The organism is Bacillus sp. FSL R5-0422 (assembly GCF_038610765.1).
Taxonomy (GTDB): domain Bacteria; phylum Bacillota; class Bacilli; order Bacillales; family Bacillaceae; genus Bacillus; species Bacillus pumilus_O.
The window spans coordinates 77,416-94,623 of sequence record NZ_CP152014.1 but is presented as its reverse complement, the minus strand read 5'-3'; the positions used below and the strand labels follow the sequence as shown (position 1 = coordinate 94,623).

Annotated in this window: 16 protein-coding genes and 1 rRNA gene; all 17 read right to left on the bottom strand. The window is 42.8% G+C overall.

The window, feature by feature from the left end:
• Positions 1–60: 60 nt before the first annotated feature.
• The 17 genes from MKX52_RS00495 to tilS all read right to left on the bottom strand — a co-directional run bounded on the left by MKX52_RS00495 (position 61) and on the right by tilS (position 17,181).
• A 16S ribosomal RNA gene (locus tag MKX52_RS00495) occupies positions 61–1,609 on the bottom strand.
• Between the two features lie 342 nt (positions 1,610–1,951).
• Positions 1,952–3,451 (bottom strand): lysine--tRNA ligase, encoded by a 1,500-nt coding sequence (gene lysS / locus MKX52_RS00490; RefSeq protein ID WP_012008682.1) that lies wholly within the window; start codon positions 3,449–3,451, stop codon positions 1,952–1,954.
• 90 nt (positions 3,452–3,541) lie between these two features.
• Positions 3,542–4,543 (bottom strand): tRNA dihydrouridine synthase DusB, encoded by a 1,002-nt coding sequence (gene dusB, locus MKX52_RS00485; RefSeq protein ID WP_012008681.1) that lies wholly within the window; start codon positions 4,541–4,543, stop codon positions 3,542–3,544.
• Complete coding sequence (locus MKX52_RS00480; RefSeq protein ID WP_251184914.1) at positions 4,536–4,769, bottom strand: helix-turn-helix transcriptional regulator; 234 nt, start codon at positions 4,767–4,769, stop codon at positions 4,536–4,538. The genes dusB and MKX52_RS00480 overlap by 8 nt, the downstream gene beginning before the upstream one ends.
• Entirely contained in the window at positions 4,721–5,224 is a 504-nt protein-coding gene (gene folK / locus MKX52_RS00475; protein WP_342491260.1) for a 2-amino-4-hydroxy-6-hydroxymethyldihydropteridine diphosphokinase, read from the bottom strand. Before folK ends, MKX52_RS00480 begins: the two co-directional genes overlap by 49 nt.
• Positions 5,221–5,583, bottom strand: coding sequence for a dihydroneopterin aldolase (gene folB, locus MKX52_RS00470; protein WP_106052285.1), 363 nt, complete (start codon positions 5,581–5,583; stop codon positions 5,221–5,223). The genes folK and folB overlap by 4 nt, the downstream gene beginning before the upstream one ends.
• Complete coding sequence (folP, locus tag MKX52_RS00465) at positions 5,576–6,433, bottom strand: dihydropteroate synthase (RefSeq protein WP_342491259.1); 858 nt, start codon at positions 6,431–6,433, stop codon at positions 5,576–5,578. The genes folB and folP overlap by 8 nt, the downstream gene beginning before the upstream one ends.
• A 9-nt stretch (positions 6,434–6,442) precedes the next feature.
• Complete coding sequence (gene pabC, locus MKX52_RS00460; RefSeq protein ID WP_342491258.1) at positions 6,443–7,291, bottom strand: aminodeoxychorismate lyase; 849 nt, start codon at positions 7,289–7,291, stop codon at positions 6,443–6,445.
• Entirely contained in the window at positions 7,288–7,881 is a 594-nt protein-coding gene (gene pabA, locus MKX52_RS00455; RefSeq protein ID WP_251184910.1) for an aminodeoxychorismate/anthranilate synthase component II, read from the bottom strand. Before pabA ends, pabC begins: the two co-directional genes overlap by 4 nt.
• A gap of 13 nt (positions 7,882–7,894) precedes the next feature.
• On the bottom strand, positions 7,895–9,313 hold the full coding sequence (locus MKX52_RS00450) for an anthranilate synthase component I family protein (RefSeq protein WP_342491257.1): 1,419 nt from the start codon (positions 9,311–9,313) through the stop codon (positions 7,895–7,897).
• Between the two features lie 123 nt (positions 9,314–9,436).
• Positions 9,437–10,360, bottom strand: a complete 924-nt coding sequence (gene cysK, locus MKX52_RS00445) for a cysteine synthase A (protein WP_012008673.1) — start codon at positions 10,358–10,360, stop codon at positions 9,437–9,439.
• Between the two features lie 77 nt (positions 10,361–10,437).
• A complete protein-coding gene (locus MKX52_RS00440; RefSeq protein ID WP_224925996.1) occupies positions 10,438–11,340 on the bottom strand; it encodes a peptidyl-prolyl cis-trans isomerase in 903 nt (300 codons plus the stop codon).
• A gap of 52 nt (positions 11,341–11,392) precedes the next feature.
• A complete protein-coding gene (hslO, locus tag MKX52_RS00435) occupies positions 11,393–12,268 on the bottom strand; it encodes an Hsp33 family molecular chaperone HslO (RefSeq protein WP_012008671.1) in 876 nt (291 codons plus the stop codon).
• Positions 12,269–12,283: 15 nt separating this feature from the next.
• Positions 12,284–13,060: a type III pantothenate kinase gene (locus tag MKX52_RS00430; RefSeq protein ID WP_008341820.1), complete on the bottom strand. Its 777-nt coding sequence runs from the start codon at positions 13,058–13,060 to the stop codon at positions 12,284–12,286.
• Positions 13,061–13,222: 162 nt separating this feature from the next.
• Complete coding sequence (gene ftsH, locus MKX52_RS00425) at positions 13,223–15,127, bottom strand: ATP-dependent zinc metalloprotease FtsH (protein ID WP_012008669.1); 1,905 nt, start codon at positions 15,125–15,127, stop codon at positions 13,223–13,225.
• Positions 15,128–15,222: 95 nt separating this feature from the next.
• Positions 15,223–15,762 carry a hypoxanthine phosphoribosyltransferase gene (gene hpt, locus MKX52_RS00420; protein ID WP_003217950.1) on the bottom strand — a complete coding sequence of 180 codons (540 nt, stop codon included), beginning with the start codon at positions 15,760–15,762 and terminating at the stop codon, positions 15,223–15,225.
• A gap of 15 nt (positions 15,763–15,777) precedes the next feature.
• Positions 15,778–17,181, bottom strand: a complete 1,404-nt coding sequence (gene tilS, locus MKX52_RS00415; RefSeq protein WP_217016944.1) for a tRNA lysidine(34) synthetase TilS — start codon at positions 17,179–17,181, stop codon at positions 15,778–15,780.
• Positions 17,182–17,208 lie beyond the last annotated feature (27 nt).

The window sequence follows — 17,208 nt, the reverse complement described above, 5'->3', positions numbered from 1 at the left end:
AAGGAATGATCCTTCAAAACTAAACAAGACGAAAACGCACGCTGCTCCATATATCCTTAGAAAGGAGGTGATCCAGCCGCACCTTCCGATACGGCTACCTTGTTACGACTTCACCCCAATCATCTGTCCCACCTTCGGCGGCTGGCTCCATAAAGGTTACCTCACCGACTTCGGGTGTTACAAACTCTCGTGGTGTGACGGGCGGTGTGTACAAGGCCCGGGAACGTATTCACCGCGGCATGCTGATCCGCGATTACTAGCGATTCCAGCTTCACGCAGTCGAGTTGCAGACTGCGATCCGAACTGAGAACAGATTTATGGGATTGGCTAAACCTTGCGGTCTCGCAGCCCTTTGTTCTGTCCATTGTAGCACGTGTGTAGCCCAGGTCATAAGGGGCATGATGATTTGACGTCATCCCCACCTTCCTCCGGTTTGTCACCGGCAGTCACCTTAGAGTGCCCAACTAAATGCTGGCAACTAAGATCAAGGGTTGCGCTCGTTGCGGGACTTAACCCAACATCTCACGACACGAGCTGACGACAACCATGCACCACCTGTCACTCTGTCCCCGAAGGGAAAGCCCTATCTCTAGGGTTGTCAGAGGATGTCAAGACCTGGTAAGGTTCTTCGCGTTGCTTCGAATTAAACCACATGCTCCACCGCTTGTGCGGGCCCCCGTCAATTCCTTTGAGTTTCAGTCTTGCGACCGTACTCCCCAGGCGGAGTGCTTAATGCGTTAGCTGCAGCACTAAGGGGCGGAAACCCCCTAACACTTAGCACTCATCGTTTACGGCGTGGACTACCAGGGTATCTAATCCTGTTCGCTCCCCACGCTTTCGCTCCTCAGCGTCAGTTACAGACCAGAGAGTCGCCTTCGCCACTGGTGTTCCTCCACATCTCTACGCATTTCACCGCTACACGTGGAATTCCACTCTCCTCTTCTGCACTCAAGTTTCCCAGTTTCCAATGACCCTCCCCGGTTGAGCCGGGGGCTTTCACATCAGACTTAAGAAACCGCCTGCGAGCCCTTTACGCCCAATAATTCCGGACAACGCTTGCCACCTACGTATTACCGCGGCTGCTGGCACGTAGTTAGCCGTGGCTTTCTGGTTAGGTACCGTCAAGGTGCGAGCAGTTACTCTCGCACTTGTTCTTCCCTAACAACAGAGCTTTACGATCCGAAAACCTTCATCACTCACGCGGCGTTGCTCCGTCAGACTTTCGTCCATTGCGGAAGATTCCCTACTGCTGCCTCCCGTAGGAGTCTGGGCCGTGTCTCAGTCCCAGTGTGGCCGATCACCCTCTCAGGTCGGCTACGCATCGTCGCCTTGGTGAGCCATTACCCCACCAACTAGCTAATGCGCCGCGGGTCCATCTGTAAGTGACAGCCGAAACCGTCTTTCATCATTGAACCATGCGGTTCAATGAACTATCCGGTATTAGCTCCGGTTTCCCGGAGTTATCCCAGTCTTACAGGCAGGTTACCCACGTGTTACTCACCCGTCCGCCGCTAACATCCGGGAGCAAGCTCCCTTCTGTTCGCTCGACTTGCATGTATTAGGCACGCCGCCAGCGTTCGTCCTGAGCCAGGATCAAACTCTCCGAAAAAGTACAAAACCGAAGTTTTGTTTTTCGTCAGCGTTTGACTGACTACCTATGAAACATCATAGGATTTTTTATAAAAACTCGAATTAACAGGTACGTTTTGTCTTGTTTAGTTTTCAAAGATCATTTTCGTTATCGCTCGTAAGCGACTTTAATATCTTAACATTTCGTATCGGTTAAAGTCAAGAAGTTTTTTCAATTTCTTTTTTAACCTCGTTGCTGTTTTGCGGCAACGAATAATAATATACCATCTTGATTCTTTCCTTGCAATAGTTTTTTTAAAAAAAGTTTCATTTCATGAAAAATAAAAAGCGCCATAGTTAAAATGGCGCTTTAATTGGTGTATTAGCGGTTTCTCATTTGCGGGAAAAGCAGTACATCTCTGATTGATGGAGAATTTGTTAATAGCATGATTAACCGGTCGATACCGATTCCTAGTCCGCCTGTTGGAGGCATACCATATTCTAATGCTTCAACAAAATCGTCATCCATTAGATGCGCTTCGTCATTTCCTTCTTCACGTTCTTTTAATTGAGCTTCGAATCGTTCTCTTTGATCGATTGGATCGTTTAGTTCTGTGAATGCATTAGCATGCTCACGGCGTACGATAAATAGCTCAAAGCGATCTGTGAAGCGAGGGTCTTCAGGATTTTTCTTAGCTAATGGAGAAATCTCCACTGGATGTCCGTAAATAAATGTAGGCTGTACCAATGTTTCCTCCACTTTTTGCTCGAAGAACTCATTGATGATATGACCTACCGTCATATTTTTCGTAATTTCAATTCCGTGATCAGCTGCATGCTGCTGCGCTTCTTCTACAGACATCTCCTGCCAGAAGTCTACACCAGTTGCTTCTTTGACTGCTTCAACCATATGGAGTCTCTTCCATTCAGGCTTCAGATCAATTTCATCTTCTCCGTATTGAATAGTGGTTGTTCCTAGTACCTCTTCGGCAATATGAGCAATCAGATTTTCAGTTAGGTTCATGATGTCTTTGTAATCTGCGTAAGCTTCGTAAAGCTCGATCATAGTGAATTCTGGGTTATGACGAGTTGATACACCTTCGTTACGGAATACACGACCAATCTCGTATACCTTCTCTAGACCACCGACAATAAGGCGTTTTAAGTGAAGTTCAATCGCAATACGCATATAAAGTGGCATATCCAGTGCATTGTGATGAGTAATGAAAGGACGTGCTGATGCACCACCAGGGATGCTGTGCATTGTTGGTGTTTCAACTTCTAGGTATCCTTTAGAATCTAAGTATCTTCTCATAGATTGGATGATCTTGCTTCGCATGATGAACGTCTGCTTACTTTCTGGATTTACAATCAGGTCAAGGTAACGCTGACGATAGCGTTGTTCGACATCTTTAAGTCCATGATATTTGTCAGGAAGCGGGCGAAGTGCTTTTGTGAGAACCTCAAAGCTAGTCGCTTTAATAGAAAGTTCGCCTACATTCGTTTTAAATACTGTTCCTGTTACACCGATAATATCGCCTAGGTCTGAGCTTTTGAATAATTCATAAGCTTCTTCTCCTACACTATCTTTACGAACGTAGATTTGGATTTGTCCTTCTAAGTCTTGGATATGCGCAAAGCCAGCTTTCCCTTTTCCACGCTTTGTCATCATACGTCCAGCGATCGTTACTTGTGCAGACTTTTCTTCTAAGTCTTCTTTAGAAAACTCATCGTATTCAGCAATAATTTGTGCAGATTGATGAGAACGGTCATATCGTTCACCGAACGGATCGATACCTTCTTCTCTCATTTTATTCATTTTGTCACGTCTGACCTGGAATTGGTCATTTAATTCTTCGTTATTAAGCCCTTCATTACTCATTTATATCACTCCAATAATGTATTTTGCAGAGAAAAGCAGAAAAACTGCCAGTACATGCACTAGCAGTGAGCTACAAAAAGAAAGATAGTTTTATCCTACTTTTATACTTTGAAGCTCTTTTGCCTCGGCTTCGATCGTAAAGTCATCAAGAACTTGTACAAGCTCCGCTCTCGTTTCACTTTGATTGATTTGATTTCTCACGTCCGCATTGCCTCGGACACCTTTTAAGTACCATGCTGCGTGCTTTCTCATTTCTCTGACAGCCACATGCTCCCCTTTTAGATCAATAAGTCTGTCTAAGTGAAGCTTACACACTGACATCTTCTCACGTACGTTTGGCTCTTCTTTCAGTTCACCCGTTTCTAAATAATGAACTGTTCGATAGATCATCCACGGGTTTCCTAGTGCCGCTCTTCCGATCATGACAGCATCTGCACCCGTTTCATCAAGCATACGTTTTGCATCCTGAGGGGTTTTGACATCTCCATTGCCGATGACAGGAATGGAAACAGATTGTTTGACCTCTTTTATAATATCCCAATTTGCTGTTCCTTCGTACATCTGCACACGTGTCCGTCCGTGAAGTGCAACTGCTTGTCCACCTGCTCGTTCAACAGCACGTGCATTGTCGATAGCGAAGATATGATCTTCATCCCAGCCCATTCTCATTTTCACCGTAACAGGTTTATCTACAGCATCTACAACAGCAGAGACCATTTCATAAATCTTGTTTGGATCAAGTAGCCATTTCGCTCCTGCATCACATTTCGTAATCTTCGGCACAGGACAGCCCATGTTGATATCAATAATGTCCGCTGTGGTATTCTGATCTACAAACTTTGCCGCTTCAACGAGAGTGTCTTTTTCTCCTCCAAATATCTGAAGGCTCAAAGGCTTTTCCCGTTCATCAATGTATAGCATACCCATTGTTCTTGCATTGTTGATCAGGATCGCCTTATCACTGACCATTTCAGCGCAGACTAAACCTGCTCCAAATTCTTTCACTGTCAGTCTGAAGGCGGAGTTGCACACACCAGCCATAGGTGCGAGCACCACTTTGTTTTTAATGTCGATATCTCCGATTTTAAACATCATTTCCCCTCCTTTCTCCTTCAAGATTTGGTGAAAGTTCTTCCACCGTTATATTTAAAGCATCTGCTATTTGACCAACCAATTGGTTTGTTGGTAATCGATTGCCCCGCTCAATTTCTCCTAGGACAGAGACAGAGATGCCCAGTCTTTTCGCGAACCCTTCCTGAGTATACCCTTTTAGCTTTCGGTATGCACGAATTCTTCTACCCCACACGTCTTTTTCCATATGCTTACACCTTCTTGGTCTGTTACGGCATTTATTTGTACTTCGCCGATTTCCGGGCAAATCTCACTCATCGGAACGAGAACGAATAAACGTTCGTACATTCTAGGATGTGGCACTACGAGCTGTTCTGTTTCAATATTTTCACGATTATAAAGTAAAATGTCAAGGTCAGCCGTTCGTGGTCCCCATCTCACTTCTCTCGTTCTGCCTAACTCTTGCTCGATTTTCTGAGTAAGTGCCAGTAATTCATTTGGACGAAGCGAGGTGGAAATTTTCACAGCCATATTTAAAAAGTCATCTTGGTTTTCGTAACCTACAGGTGTTGTTTCATATATAGAAGAGATCGATTCTACTTGAACCTCTGAATGTTCGTGCAGTTTTTTGACGGCTTCTTTTAAATAAGTTTCTTTTTTCCCTATGTTCGAACCTAAAGCAATGTACGCGGTATTGTTCATGCGCGCGATCTCGTCATTTCAATGGCAACGGACTGATAGTGTCCCGGAATTGGCGGATCTGGTTTAATCACCTTCACAGTACATTCCTGAACTGTCGGAAAGTCCTTTAACACTTGGCTTGCAATTCTTTCTGTTAGTGTTTCAACGAGGTTGACTGATTCACCCTCTACAATGCTTTTGCAGATTTGGTAGAGCTCCGCATAATTGATGGTCTCATTGAGGTCATCAGTTTGTCCGGCTTTACTTAGATCAAGAGATGCTGTTAAATCAACACGGAACCGCTGTCCTAATTTATTTTCTTCTGCAAATACGCCATGGTAGCCGTAAAATTCCATTCCATTTACATATACTTTATCGATGATAAGCGCCTCCCTTATTCAGCATGGCATCCATCATTTTTGCCATTCTTGCGATTTCTTTTACATCATGTACGCGAACCATCGCACTGCCTTTTTGAATCCCAAGACAGACCGTGGCCCCCGTTCCTTCAGTACGTTCTTCCGGTGGCAGGTCTAAGACAGCTCCGATGAATCGTTTTCGAGATGTAGCTAAGAGCAGTGGATACCCGAGCTGACAAAAATGTTCGAGCTCATTCATGACCATCAGGTTGTCCTCTTTATTTTTCGCAAACCCTACACCCGGGTCTAATATGATCATGTCATCACAGACACCGGCTTGTTTTGCAATTTGAACACTTTCTTTCAAATCTGCGATCATATCTGAAATTAGATGTGTGTAATTTCGTTCTGGCCGATTGTGCATTAAAATAATTGGCACATTGTGCTTCGCTGCTACGTGCGCCATTTGAGGATCTGCCTTCGCTCCCCATACATCATTAATGATGGAAGCTCCAGCTTTCACTGCTTCATCTGCCACATGAGCTTTATACGTATCAATAGAAATTGGAACATCCAATTCTTTTGTGATCTTTTCGATGACGGGAATGACTCTTGAAAGCTCTTCTTGTTCTGAGACAAATGCCGCTCCTGGACGAGTCGATTCTCCGCCTATATCAATGATATGTGCCCCGTCCTCTATCAGCTGTGCTGCATGGGCCAGCGCTTTATCCACTTGATTAAACTTTCCTCCATCTGAAAAAGAGTCAGGTGTGACATTTAAAATGCCCATGACCAATGTCTTTTCTTCATAACTAAGGGTGTGGTGCTTGGCTTGTATGACTTTAGGCTGCTTTATCACTTGTTGTGTCATTGTGTCCACCTACTCTTTATAATCTAGACGTTCTTTTGTATATTGTGTTCTCAATTTTGTTGAGAAGATTCGGCTGTTATGGGAAAAGGAGATTTCTCCTATACTTCTGAAAGGCATAATCCCTTGAACAGAATTGGTCATCCATGCCTCATCAGCTGATAGCAAATGGGAGACTGGATATCGCCCTATTTTTAGTGAAGCCTCCATCGCTTGGAGTGTTTCAATACAATATCGACGAGTGACCCCATTTAAAATACCTGTATCAAGTGACGGTGTATATATCACATCGCCTTTTCGCCAAAATACATTGGAGGTAATTCCTTCTGCCACATCATTTTCTTTTGTTAAAAAGATACCTTCTAACTTCGGATCATTTCCCACTTCTCTTTTCGCGAACAGGTTGTTCATATAATGGTGAGACTTGAGACGCCTCGAACCTTCCGGGGTATTTCTCCTCGTTTGAAGAATGACTCCCTGTTTCTCATCTAAAACAGATTCGGGCCGGAATGGGGAGATCATGACAAACACGACAGGCTCTTCATAAGGATCGGCAGAAAATCCATTGCCCCTGCCCGCGGATACATTGAAGCGAATTCTCGCATGACCGCCGGCTATGTCGTTTTTATTTAGTAAGGTATGAATGATGTCGAGTACAAATGGTTTCTCTATTGTGGATTCGATGCAAAGGTCACGCAATGATTGATTGAGCCTTTCAAGGTGCCAATCTAACAGAAAGACTTGTCCTGCCAGGCTGGTAAATGTTTCGAATACACCGATGCCATATAGAAAACCATGATCAAAAGGAGAAAGAGTCGCGTCTTTCTCCTCTATATACTGACCGTTCAGATAAATGATCATGCGTTTACTTCATGCCCCTTTTTACGATAGGTTTCAATGAAATTTTTAAGCATTTCTTTTCCGAAGGACGTCATAATCGATTCAGGATGAAACTGTACACTTTCAATTGGCAGCTCTTTATGGCGAATGGCCATGAGCTCGCCTTCTTTTGTGCTGGCTGTTGCGTCAAAGCACTCTGGCAGCGTCTCGTTTTTGACAATTAATGAATGATATCTCGTTGCGACAAGCGGATTGTGGAGTCCAGTGAAGACACCTTTTCCGTCATGTTCGATCTCTGACGTTTTACCATGCATTAAGCGCTCAGCACGAACGACATCCCCTCCAAAGACTTGCGCAATGGATTGGTGCCCTAGGCATACACCGAAAATCGGAATACTTCCCGCAAAGTGCTTGATTGCTTCCATACTAATTCCCGCTTCATCAGGACTGCATGGTCCTGGAGAAATCATGAGAAAATCAGGCTTGAGTTCTTCAATTTCTTGAATGGTTACTTGATCATTCCGTTTCACGATCAATTCTTCTCCAAGCTCACCTAAATACTGGACCAGGTTGTACGTAAATGAATCATAATTATCAATCATTAATATCATGCTCTGCTCACCTCTAACTCAAAATAGTCTCTTCTTTGCTCAACTGTAATGCTTTTTTCACTGCATAGGCTTTTTTAATCGATTCTTTGTATTCGTGCTTTGGTACAGAATCGATGACAATCCCAGCACCCGACTGCATAAAGGCTTTGCCTTCAGTGCAGTACGCCGTACGAATGACGATGTTAAAGTGCATATCTTGATTGAATCCAAACCAGCCTATAGATCCAGTATAAAGCCCACGCCTTGTTGGCTCAAGCTCTTCTATAATTTCCATTGTTCTCACCTTTGGAGCACCTGTAATTGTGCCTCCTGGGAATACGGCTCTCATGACATCTACTACATCACAATCATCACGCAGTTCACCCTGTACGTTGGATACAATGTGCATTACGTGTGAATATTTTTCAATCGCCATAAATTCGTTCACTCTTACTGAGCCATAAGTGGACACGCGTCCAAGGTCATTCCGTTCAAGATCCACGAGCATCACATGCTCCGCGCGTTCTTTTTCATTTTCAATGAGCTCTTTTGCCAGCGCTTGATCCTCAGCATCGTCTTTGCCTCTTGATCTTGTACCCGCAATCGGTCTTGTTTCTAGTTGAGTTCCCTTTTTCTTAATCAGCAGCTCTGGAGATCCACAAACAATCTGGAAATCAGGCGTGTGCAAATAAGACATATAAGGGGATGGATTGACTTGACGTAACGTTTTGTATAATTCATACGAATGTGTGTGGAGCTGTTCATCTTGTCTGATGGACAAATTCACTTGGAACACATCACCGCTTTCGATATATTGCTTAATCTTCTCTACTGCTTCTCCAAAGGTTTCTTCGGTAAAAGGCGCTGCTGGTACAAATTCTACAGAAGGTTCATGAACAGGTGATTGCGCTGATTCATTTGCAGAGCTTGTCCACTTTTGCTTTAAATCTTCGAGTCTTTGATGAGTGTCACTCACAGGTTCCGCTCTCTCTGTGTGAGTAATCAGCCACAGCATGTTTTCTTCATGATCAAAGACCGCAACATCATTAAACACGAGAAAATAAAGATCTGGTGTTTTCAGGTCATCAATGGACAACATCTTAAAATGCTCAATATATCTAGCATAATCATAGCTTAAAAATCCAATCGCCCCGCCTTGGAAATCAGGGTATTCCTCATTCGTTTCGGTTTGAAGGGTTTGGAACCAATCCGTAAACGCTCTGAATGGATCGCCTTCTTTGAACAGCACCTCATCTTGATAATGGATGGTTGTCATCCCGTCTTTACCCTTCGCTTTAGCAATTGGGTAAATACCAGCAATGCTGTAGGAACCACCGCGAGCACTTTCAAGCAGAACATGGTGCGTTTCGCCAGCAGTCAGTTGTTCATATCTTTTCAAGAATGCATCTTTCGTAAAAGGAATTTTGATGCCCATCGGCCTGCGTTGTGTCATGTTATCATCCTTTTTCATTTTCATTAATCTTATTGTAATGCAATCCATTTTATTTAGAAAATAGTATTTGCTTTCCATCTACAAATTTCATAAAAAAACCCCAGCAAATGCTGGGGTAATTGTTTAATCGAATTGATAAAGAGGTGTGCTGAGGTAACGCTCCCCATTACTTGGGATGATTGCGAGAACCTTTTTCCCTTTACCAAGTTTCTTCGCTGTTTGAAGTGCTGCATAAATGGCTGCTCCTGAAGAAATACCGCCAAGAATTCCTTCCTCTTTCGCTGCTTTTCTTGCAAGCTCAAATGCATCTTCGTTTTTCACTTGGATAATGCCATCGTATACTTCCGTGTTCAAGATGGAAGGAATAAAACCTGCTCCAATCCCTTGGATTTTGTGTGGACCTGGCTTTCCGCCTGATAATACAGGTGAATCTGTCGGCTCTACCGCATAAAGCTGAATTGATGGGATGGCTTCTTTTAAGACTTCACCAGCACCCGTAATTGTGCCGCCCGTCCCAACACCTGCAATAAATGCATCAAGCTCGCCGTCAAACTGTTCAAGAATTTCTTTTCCTGTCGTACGACGGTGAATCTCTGCATTGGCTTCGTTGCTAAATTGCTGAGGCATGAAGTAACCGTGCTCTTCTGCCAATTCTTCTGCCTTTTTGATGGCGCCTTTCATTCCTTCTGCACCCGGTGTTAATACAAGCTCTGCACCATAAGCGCGTAAAAGGTTGCGGCGCTCCTGACTCATTGTGTCTGGCATCACTAGAATAGCGTTAATTCCTTTAGCTGCCGCTACCATTGCAAGACCGATCCCAGTGTTTCCGCTTGTTGGTTCAATGAGCGTGTCGCCGGCTTTTAAAGTACCTTTCGCTTCAGCATCTTCGATCATCGCTAACGCAATACGATCTTTTACACTGCTGCCCGGGTTCATATATTCAAGTTTCAAGTAGACATCCGCACTGTCTTCATCTACTAAACGGTTTAATTTAACGACTGGTGTATTTCCTATTAGTTCAAAAACTGAATTTGCAATACGAGCCATCACTAACACCTCTATCTCCGAGTAATTTTATTGTATTAATATTAAATTATCAATTTCGAAAAATTTTGTCAATGCTTTTAGTCCTGCTCGCCATCGTAAAACCATGTGACTTTTGCTTCTTTCCACAGGGTTTTGACATTCGCCTTTTCACCTAGATCTTCCATAGCAATCTGCCTTTTGATCTGATTTTTGACTTCTTCATACGAGAAGGAGCGGCCATCTAATTTTTCTTTCAATTGAATAATGGCATACCCGTTTTTGGTCTCGATCGGTTCTTTTGTCCATTCATCTGGCTGAAGCTTTTGAGCTTCTTGTATGTATAGGGCTGGGATACTTTCTTGTTCTTCTGTCACAAACCCAAGATCTCCGCCATATGGAGAGGTGTAGCGGTCAATGGAGCGTTCAGCTGCCACCGCTTCGAAGCTAGATCCGCCTTTCAGATCCTTCAATACGTTTTCAGCTTCGCCTTTTGTCTTCACGACGATATGACGAATACGGTATGAATCATCATATTGATATAAGTCCTTGTTTTTTTCATAAAAGGATTTCGCTTCTTTTTCAGAAACAACAGCATCTCTCGTTAAAAGCTGCTCCAATAAAATTTGATAACGAATCTGTTCTGTCCAGTCTTTTTCACTCGTATGTCCATCTTCATAGAAATTATTAGATACCGCTTTAAGCATCAGCAATTCACGATTGATTTCTTTTGAAGACACTTCAAGCTTGTTTTCTTTCGCAAGCTGGTTAACCACCTTCTGATTAATCATTTGCTCAAGTGTTGCCTTTCCATAGCGGTCTTCCATCTTCTTTAACCATTCTTGACGTGTCACCTTTTCTTTTCCAATCGACGCAATTTCTTCACCGCTCTTCCCGTTTGAAGAAGCCTGTGACATTTGCGACTTTGTTAATACATATGCAATAACAACGGCATTGATCATAAGCAACACGAGAATAAATGTCCATACCACTCTTGCTTTCAGTCTCATCTTTTGTCTCCTTTCCATTCTAAAAAGAAAACCCGCTGCTTAGAGCTTAGCGGGTTATTTCTTCACGTAGCTCTTCTAGCTCTTCTTTTGTAAATACATACGTTTCGTTACAAAAATGGCATTGAGCTTCTGCTTGTCCGTCTTGTTCAATCATATCGTCAATTTCGGCTTTGCCTAGGCTGATAATGCCATTAGCAAAACGTTCTTTTGAACAGTTACAAGAGAATTCGACAGGTACAGTTTCTAAAATTTGAGGTTTTTCTCCGAGTACTTCTTCTAAAATTTCTTCTGGTGTCATCCCTTTTTCAATGAGTTTAGAAATGGGTTCAATGGTTGAGAGACGCTTTTCTAATCTTTCAATGACAGCATCTTCTGTTCCAGGCAGCAATTGAATGATGAAACCGCCAGCTGCGAGAATCGAGTTATCTGGATTGACGAGAACCCCTACACCTACAGAAGAAGGCACTTGCTCAGAAGAGACAAGATAATAAGTGAAGTCATCTCCAATTTCACCTGAAACGATCTCCGTTTGTCCTGTAAAGTGATCTTTCAGCCCGATATCTTTCACAACACTTAACGTTCCAGATGTCCCGACTGCACGTCTAACATCCAGTTTGCCATGTTCATTTAGGTCAAAGTGGACTTGTGGATTTGAGACATATCCGCGCACCTGGCCCTTTGCGTTTCCATCAGCAATAATGGCACCGATTGGTCCACCGCCTTCAATTTTGACCGTTAATTTATTTTCACCTTTCAGCATAGCACCCATCATGACTGTGGCAGTCATTGTTCTGCCAATCGCTGCTGAAGCTGTTGGCCATGTATGGTGTCTTCTTTGTGCTTCGTTGATTGTATCTGTTGTGTTTGCAGCATATGCTCGAACTTTTCCGTCATATGCTAACGCTTTAACTAAGTAATCCATTCGATTTTAAACCTCCTATAATACACCGACACGATTACGTTCATAAATGAGTTGAAGTCCTTTTAATGTTAAGAACGGATCGACAATATCAATGCAGTCTGATTCATTTCCAATCAATGTCGACAAACCGCCTGTTGCAATGACTTTCGGTGTTTGTTTCGCTTGCTGCTTCATCCGTTTCACTATTCCCTCGACTTGCCCAACATATCCATAAAGGATGCCAGATTGCATCGCACTAATGGTGTTTTTTCCAACAATGTGATCTGGACGGACAATTTCAATTCTCGGTAGTTTTGCCGCTCTTGTATATAATGCCTCTGTTGAGATGGTAATACCAGGTGCAATCGCCCCACCCATGTATTGTTTTTGTTCATTGATATAGCAATAGGTTGTCGCTGTACCAAAGTCTACGACAATGAGCGGTGCCCCATAAAGGTGAATCGCCGCTACGGCATTCACAATTCGATCAGCCCCGACTTCCTTTGGATTGTCACACATAATGTTTAATCCAGTCTTCATTCCAGGCCCTACAATTTGGGGAGTTATGTGAAAGTATTTCTCGCACATTCTTTCTAATGCAAACATCATTGGCGGGACAACAGACGATATGATAATTCCTTCTATTTGGTCAAACATTAGGCCGACATAATCAAATAAAGACCTAATGGCCATACCAAATTCATCTTCTGTTTTATGACGGCTTGTTTCAATTCGCCAATGGTAGTTTAGATCGCCATTATGATAAACACCTAAAACGGTATTTGTGTTCCCTACATCTATCACGAGTAACAACTTCATCACCACTTTGAATAGTTTCTCAAAAAGAGCATTTTTCGACTTTCTATCATACCATACACGAATTGAGTTCCATTTGTAAACAATTCGAAACCGATCCATTCAGGAATTGAAATAAAAAAAAGCTGCCGTGATCCCGGCAGCTTTCACAGAAGGAGATTAGATCTCCTCGTCTTCTTCTTTTTTCTTGATGTTTACTTTCACATCATCATTTTTCTCTTCGTCATCTGCGTATACACGCTCTGGAAGCTTTCCAGTTTCGTAAAGAGATTTAATTTGCTCAGCATCTAATGTTTCAACTTCTAGAAGAGCTTGTGCGATAATTTCTAACTTATCTTTATTCTCAGTGAGAATTTGTTTCGCACGTTCGTAGCTTTCCTTGATGAAACGCTGAACTTCTTGGTCAATTTCGTAAGCGATCGCTTCACTATAATTCGGCTCGTTGTTGAAATCACGGCCAAGGAATACTTGACCTCCTTGTGCTTGACCGAATTGTAGTGGACCAAGTTTATCAGACATACCGAACTCTGTGACCATTCTTCTTGCAATGCCAGTTGCACGTTGGAAGTCGTTGTGAGCGCCTGTACTTACTTCGCCAAACGTAATTTCCTCTGCAACACGACCGCCGAGCAAGCCGACAATTTTATCAAGAAGCTCAGGCTTCGTTTGGAAATAACGGTCTTCTCTTGGAAGCATGACCGCATATCCGCCTGCCTGACCACGAGGAACGATCGTTACTTTATGCACCATGTCCGCTTCGTCTAGGATAAGACCAATGACAGTATGACCTGCTTCATGGTACGCCACGATATTACGTTCTTTCTTCGAAATGACACGGCTTTTCTTCGCCGGTCCAGCGATAACACGGTCAGTCGCTTCGTCGATATCACGCATATCAATTTTCTTTTTGTTATGACGGGCAGCAACAAGTGCTGCTTCGTTTAGTAAGTTCTCAAGATCTGCTCCAGAGAACCCAGGTGTTCTGCTTGCAATGGCTTTCAAGTTCACTGTGTCATCAAGCGGTTTGTTTTTCGCATGAACCTTCAGTACTTCTTCACGGCCAATGACATCTGGGCGGTCAACCGTAATTTGACGGTCAAAACGTCCCGGACGCAGCAATGCAGGATCTAGGATATCTGCACGGTTTGTCGCAGCGATGATAATAATACCTTCGTTCGCACTAAAACCATCCATTTCAACAAGAAGCTGGTTAAGCGTTTGTTCACGCTCGTCATGACCACCGCCAAGACCGGCTCCACGCTGACGACCCACTGCATCAATCTCATCAATAAAGATTAAGCATGGTGCATTCTTTTTCGCATTTTCGAATAAATCACGTACACGTGATGCACCGACACCGACGAACATCTCGACGAAGTCAGAACCACTGATGCTAAAGAAAGGAACGCCTGCTTCTCCAGCAGATGCTCTCGCAAGCAATGTTTTACCTGTACCTGGAGGTCCTACTAGTAAAACCCCTTTAGGAATTCTTGCGCCAAGCTCCGCGAATTTACGTGGATCCTTCAGGAATTCAACCACTTCTACAAGTTCTTGCTTTTCTTCATCTGCACCGGCAACATCTTTAAATTTCACACGTTTCTTCTCTTCTGTGTAAAGCTTCGCCTTACTTTTACCAAAGTTCATGACACGGCTTCCACCGCCCTGAGCTTGGTTCAATAAGAAGAAGAACAGGATAAAGATGATGATGAACGGAATGATGGTTGTCAGAACTTGCAGCCATCCATTTGTTTCAGGTGCTGGTTCTACTTTTACATCTGTATTCTTCAGTGCACTGTAAATCTGGTCAACACCTTGACCATCTGGAACATGGGTAATGAAGTATTCATCTTTCTTCGCGCCATCTAATTGACCACGAATTTCATAAACCCCTCTTACAGGCTGAATGGAGATACTCTCCACTTTTCCCGCACTTAGATTTTGCGAAAATTTGCTGTAAGACATGTTCTCAGGCTTTTGATTAGGGGATCCTAACCAACTGACTACCCCTATCACAAGTAATAAAATAAGTATATAAAAAATCGTATTACGAAAAACCCGATTCATTCCTTACCTCCTCCCACAGTAAGCACAACTATGTTCAATAGTATCATAGAAAATCATTCCAATACAACCAATAACCTCATGTATACGCATGCTGATTAGCCTTCGTAAACAGATGGTTTTAACACTCCAATATACGGGAGGTTTCGGTAACGTTCAGCGAAATCCAATCCATAGCCGACAACAAATGCATCTGGTACTTCAAATCCAACATAATCTGCTTTGATGTCTGCTTTACGACCGCTTGGTTTATCAAGCAATGTCACGATTTTTATGGAGTTTGCTTTACGGTATCGGAAAAGCTCTACCAGATAGCTCAAAGTTAACCCACTGTCGATGATATCTTCCATAATTAAAATATCTCTTCCTTCAACAGAAGTATCTAGATCTTTAATGATCTTTACTTCTCCTGAAGATACGGTAGATTTTCCGTAGCTAGATACATCCATAAAATCCAGTTCTAAATATGTATCAATGTGTTTGATCAGGTCTGCCATGAATGGAAGAGCCCCTTTCAAAACACCAATAGCCAGGGGAAATTTACCATCATAATCGCTGGTTAATGTTGCACCCAGTTCCTTCACTTTTTGCTGGATCTCTTCTTCTGAGATCAAAACCTTTTCAATATCTTGTTTCATGCTTTTGCTTGCCCCCTACAAATTTTCATGCTGTCTATATTGTAATACAATGAGATCGCTGTTTGTCATATCAATTTCTTCAAAAACGGATTTTTTCAGACCTGGGATCCAGATGATTTGATGATCCGAGTCAGTGACGATCGGCCAGCTGTCTCTTTCTGCAAGAGGCACTTTTTTATCAATAAATATATCCTTCACCTTTTTTGATCCATTCATCCCTTTAAGTTTGATTCGATCACCATTTTTTCGTGAGCGAATGATCAAAGGGAAACGAACACGATCTTTTTGAAGCAAGAAAAAATGGTTTCCGTTCCGTGCATCCTTCGGAACATGATTTGATACCACGATAGACTGCCCATTTGGAAGGAAAAGCTCCTCTCCAACCTCACCCTTTAAGTGAAGAGCATAAGACTGGTCTAGTACAAGCGATCGTTCAAAGGTAAACATACAGTAATCATAAGATTTGACAGCTTGTAAACCTTTTGGCAAATCTAATGATCCAGACGGTTGTTCAGTATGAGATAACCAGTCCAAAGTCCCTAGAATATGCTGGTTTGAAAACGCTGATTGAGTGTTTTCATAAAGATAGTTTAATATTAGTTGAATGCCTCTTCTTTGTAAAGGCAAAGGCAGGTCAAGCAAAGGCCTCGTTTTAATCTTAATTTGCTTAGGCGATTGATTCGTTATCACTTGGTTCATTTGTTCCTTTGTTAATGCCTGCAAGTATTGCTCATCTTCAGTCAGCATGTCACTTACAAACTGAAAGCTTTCATGTACATGAGGTGCCTCTTCTTTTAACACGGGAAGAATGTGTCTTCTTATCCGGTTTCTCAAGTAGTCATCTGTGTGATTACTTTGATCAATGACATAGGGAATATGTGCTTGTTCACAAGCAGTCAGCACGTCATCCTTGGAATATCCAATGAGCGGCCGAATCAGCCATCCATCTTGATAAGGACGTTTTGCTTGGATACCGGCGAGTCCTATTCCAACAGTCCCTCTCGCAAGCCGCATCATCATTGTTTCTACTTGGTCGTCCCCATGATGTGCAAGCGCTATAAATTGAGCTTTGTATTGCTCCATCAATTGACGAAAGAAAGCATATCTGCACTCTCTTGCAGCTGCCTGTTTGTTTAAGTGGTTTTCTTTTGCATATTGGGTAACTTGTATGCGGGCCGATTCAAAAGGAATTCCTTGCTCTTTGCAGTATGCCTCAACAAATGCCAAATCAGCAAAGGATTCTTCTCCTCTGAACATGTGATCTACATGGGCTGCAATCAGCTGAAAGGAATCTTTTCGACGTTTGTTTAGTTCATGCAGCAAAAGCATGGAATCTGGTCCGCCAGAAACCCCGACAATGACTGTCGTATTTTCAAGGTAAACATCATGTTTTTTCAAAAATGATTCAATTCTATTCACAACTTCCTCCTCACAAAGAGCAGGTAA

Coding starts and splice junctions, on each gene's coding strand:
- lysS (WP_012008682.1), bottom strand. CDS start 3,451: ATGAGTAATGAAGGGCTTAATAACGAAGAATTAAATGACCAATTCCAG.
- dusB (WP_012008681.1), bottom strand. CDS start 4,543: ATGTTTAAAATCGGAGATATCGACATTAAAAACAAAGTGGTGCTCGCA.
- MKX52_RS00480 (WP_251184914.1), bottom strand. CDS start 4,769: ATGGAAAAAGACGTGTGGGGTAGAAGAATTCGTGCATACCGAAAGCTA.
- folK (WP_342491260.1), bottom strand. CDS start 5,224: ATGAACAATACCGCGTACATTGCTTTAGGTTCGAACATAGGGAAAAAA.
- folP (WP_342491259.1), bottom strand. CDS start 6,433: ATGACACAACAAGTGATAAAGCAGCCTAAAGTCATACAAGCCAAGCAC.
- pabC (WP_342491258.1), bottom strand. CDS start 7,291: ATGATCATTTATCTGAACGGTCAGTATATAGAGGAGAAAGACGCGACT.
- pabA (WP_251184910.1), bottom strand. CDS start 7,881: ATGATATTAATGATTGATAATTATGATTCATTTACGTACAACCTGGTC.
- MKX52_RS00450 (WP_342491257.1), bottom strand. CDS start 9,313: ATGACACAACGCAGGCCGATGGGCATCAAAATTCCTTTTACGAAAGAT.
- cysK (WP_012008673.1), bottom strand. CDS start 10,360: ATGGCTCGTATTGCAAATTCAGTTTTTGAACTAATAGGAAATACACCA.
- hslO (WP_012008671.1), bottom strand. CDS start 12,268: ATGGATTACTTAGTTAAAGCGTTAGCATATGACGGAAAAGTTCGAGCA.
- ftsH (WP_012008669.1), bottom strand. CDS start 15,127: ATGAATCGGGTTTTTCGTAATACGATTTTTTATATACTTATTTTATTA.
- hpt (WP_003217950.1), bottom strand. CDS start 15,762: ATGAAACAAGATATTGAAAAGGTTTTGATCTCAGAAGAAGAGATCCAG.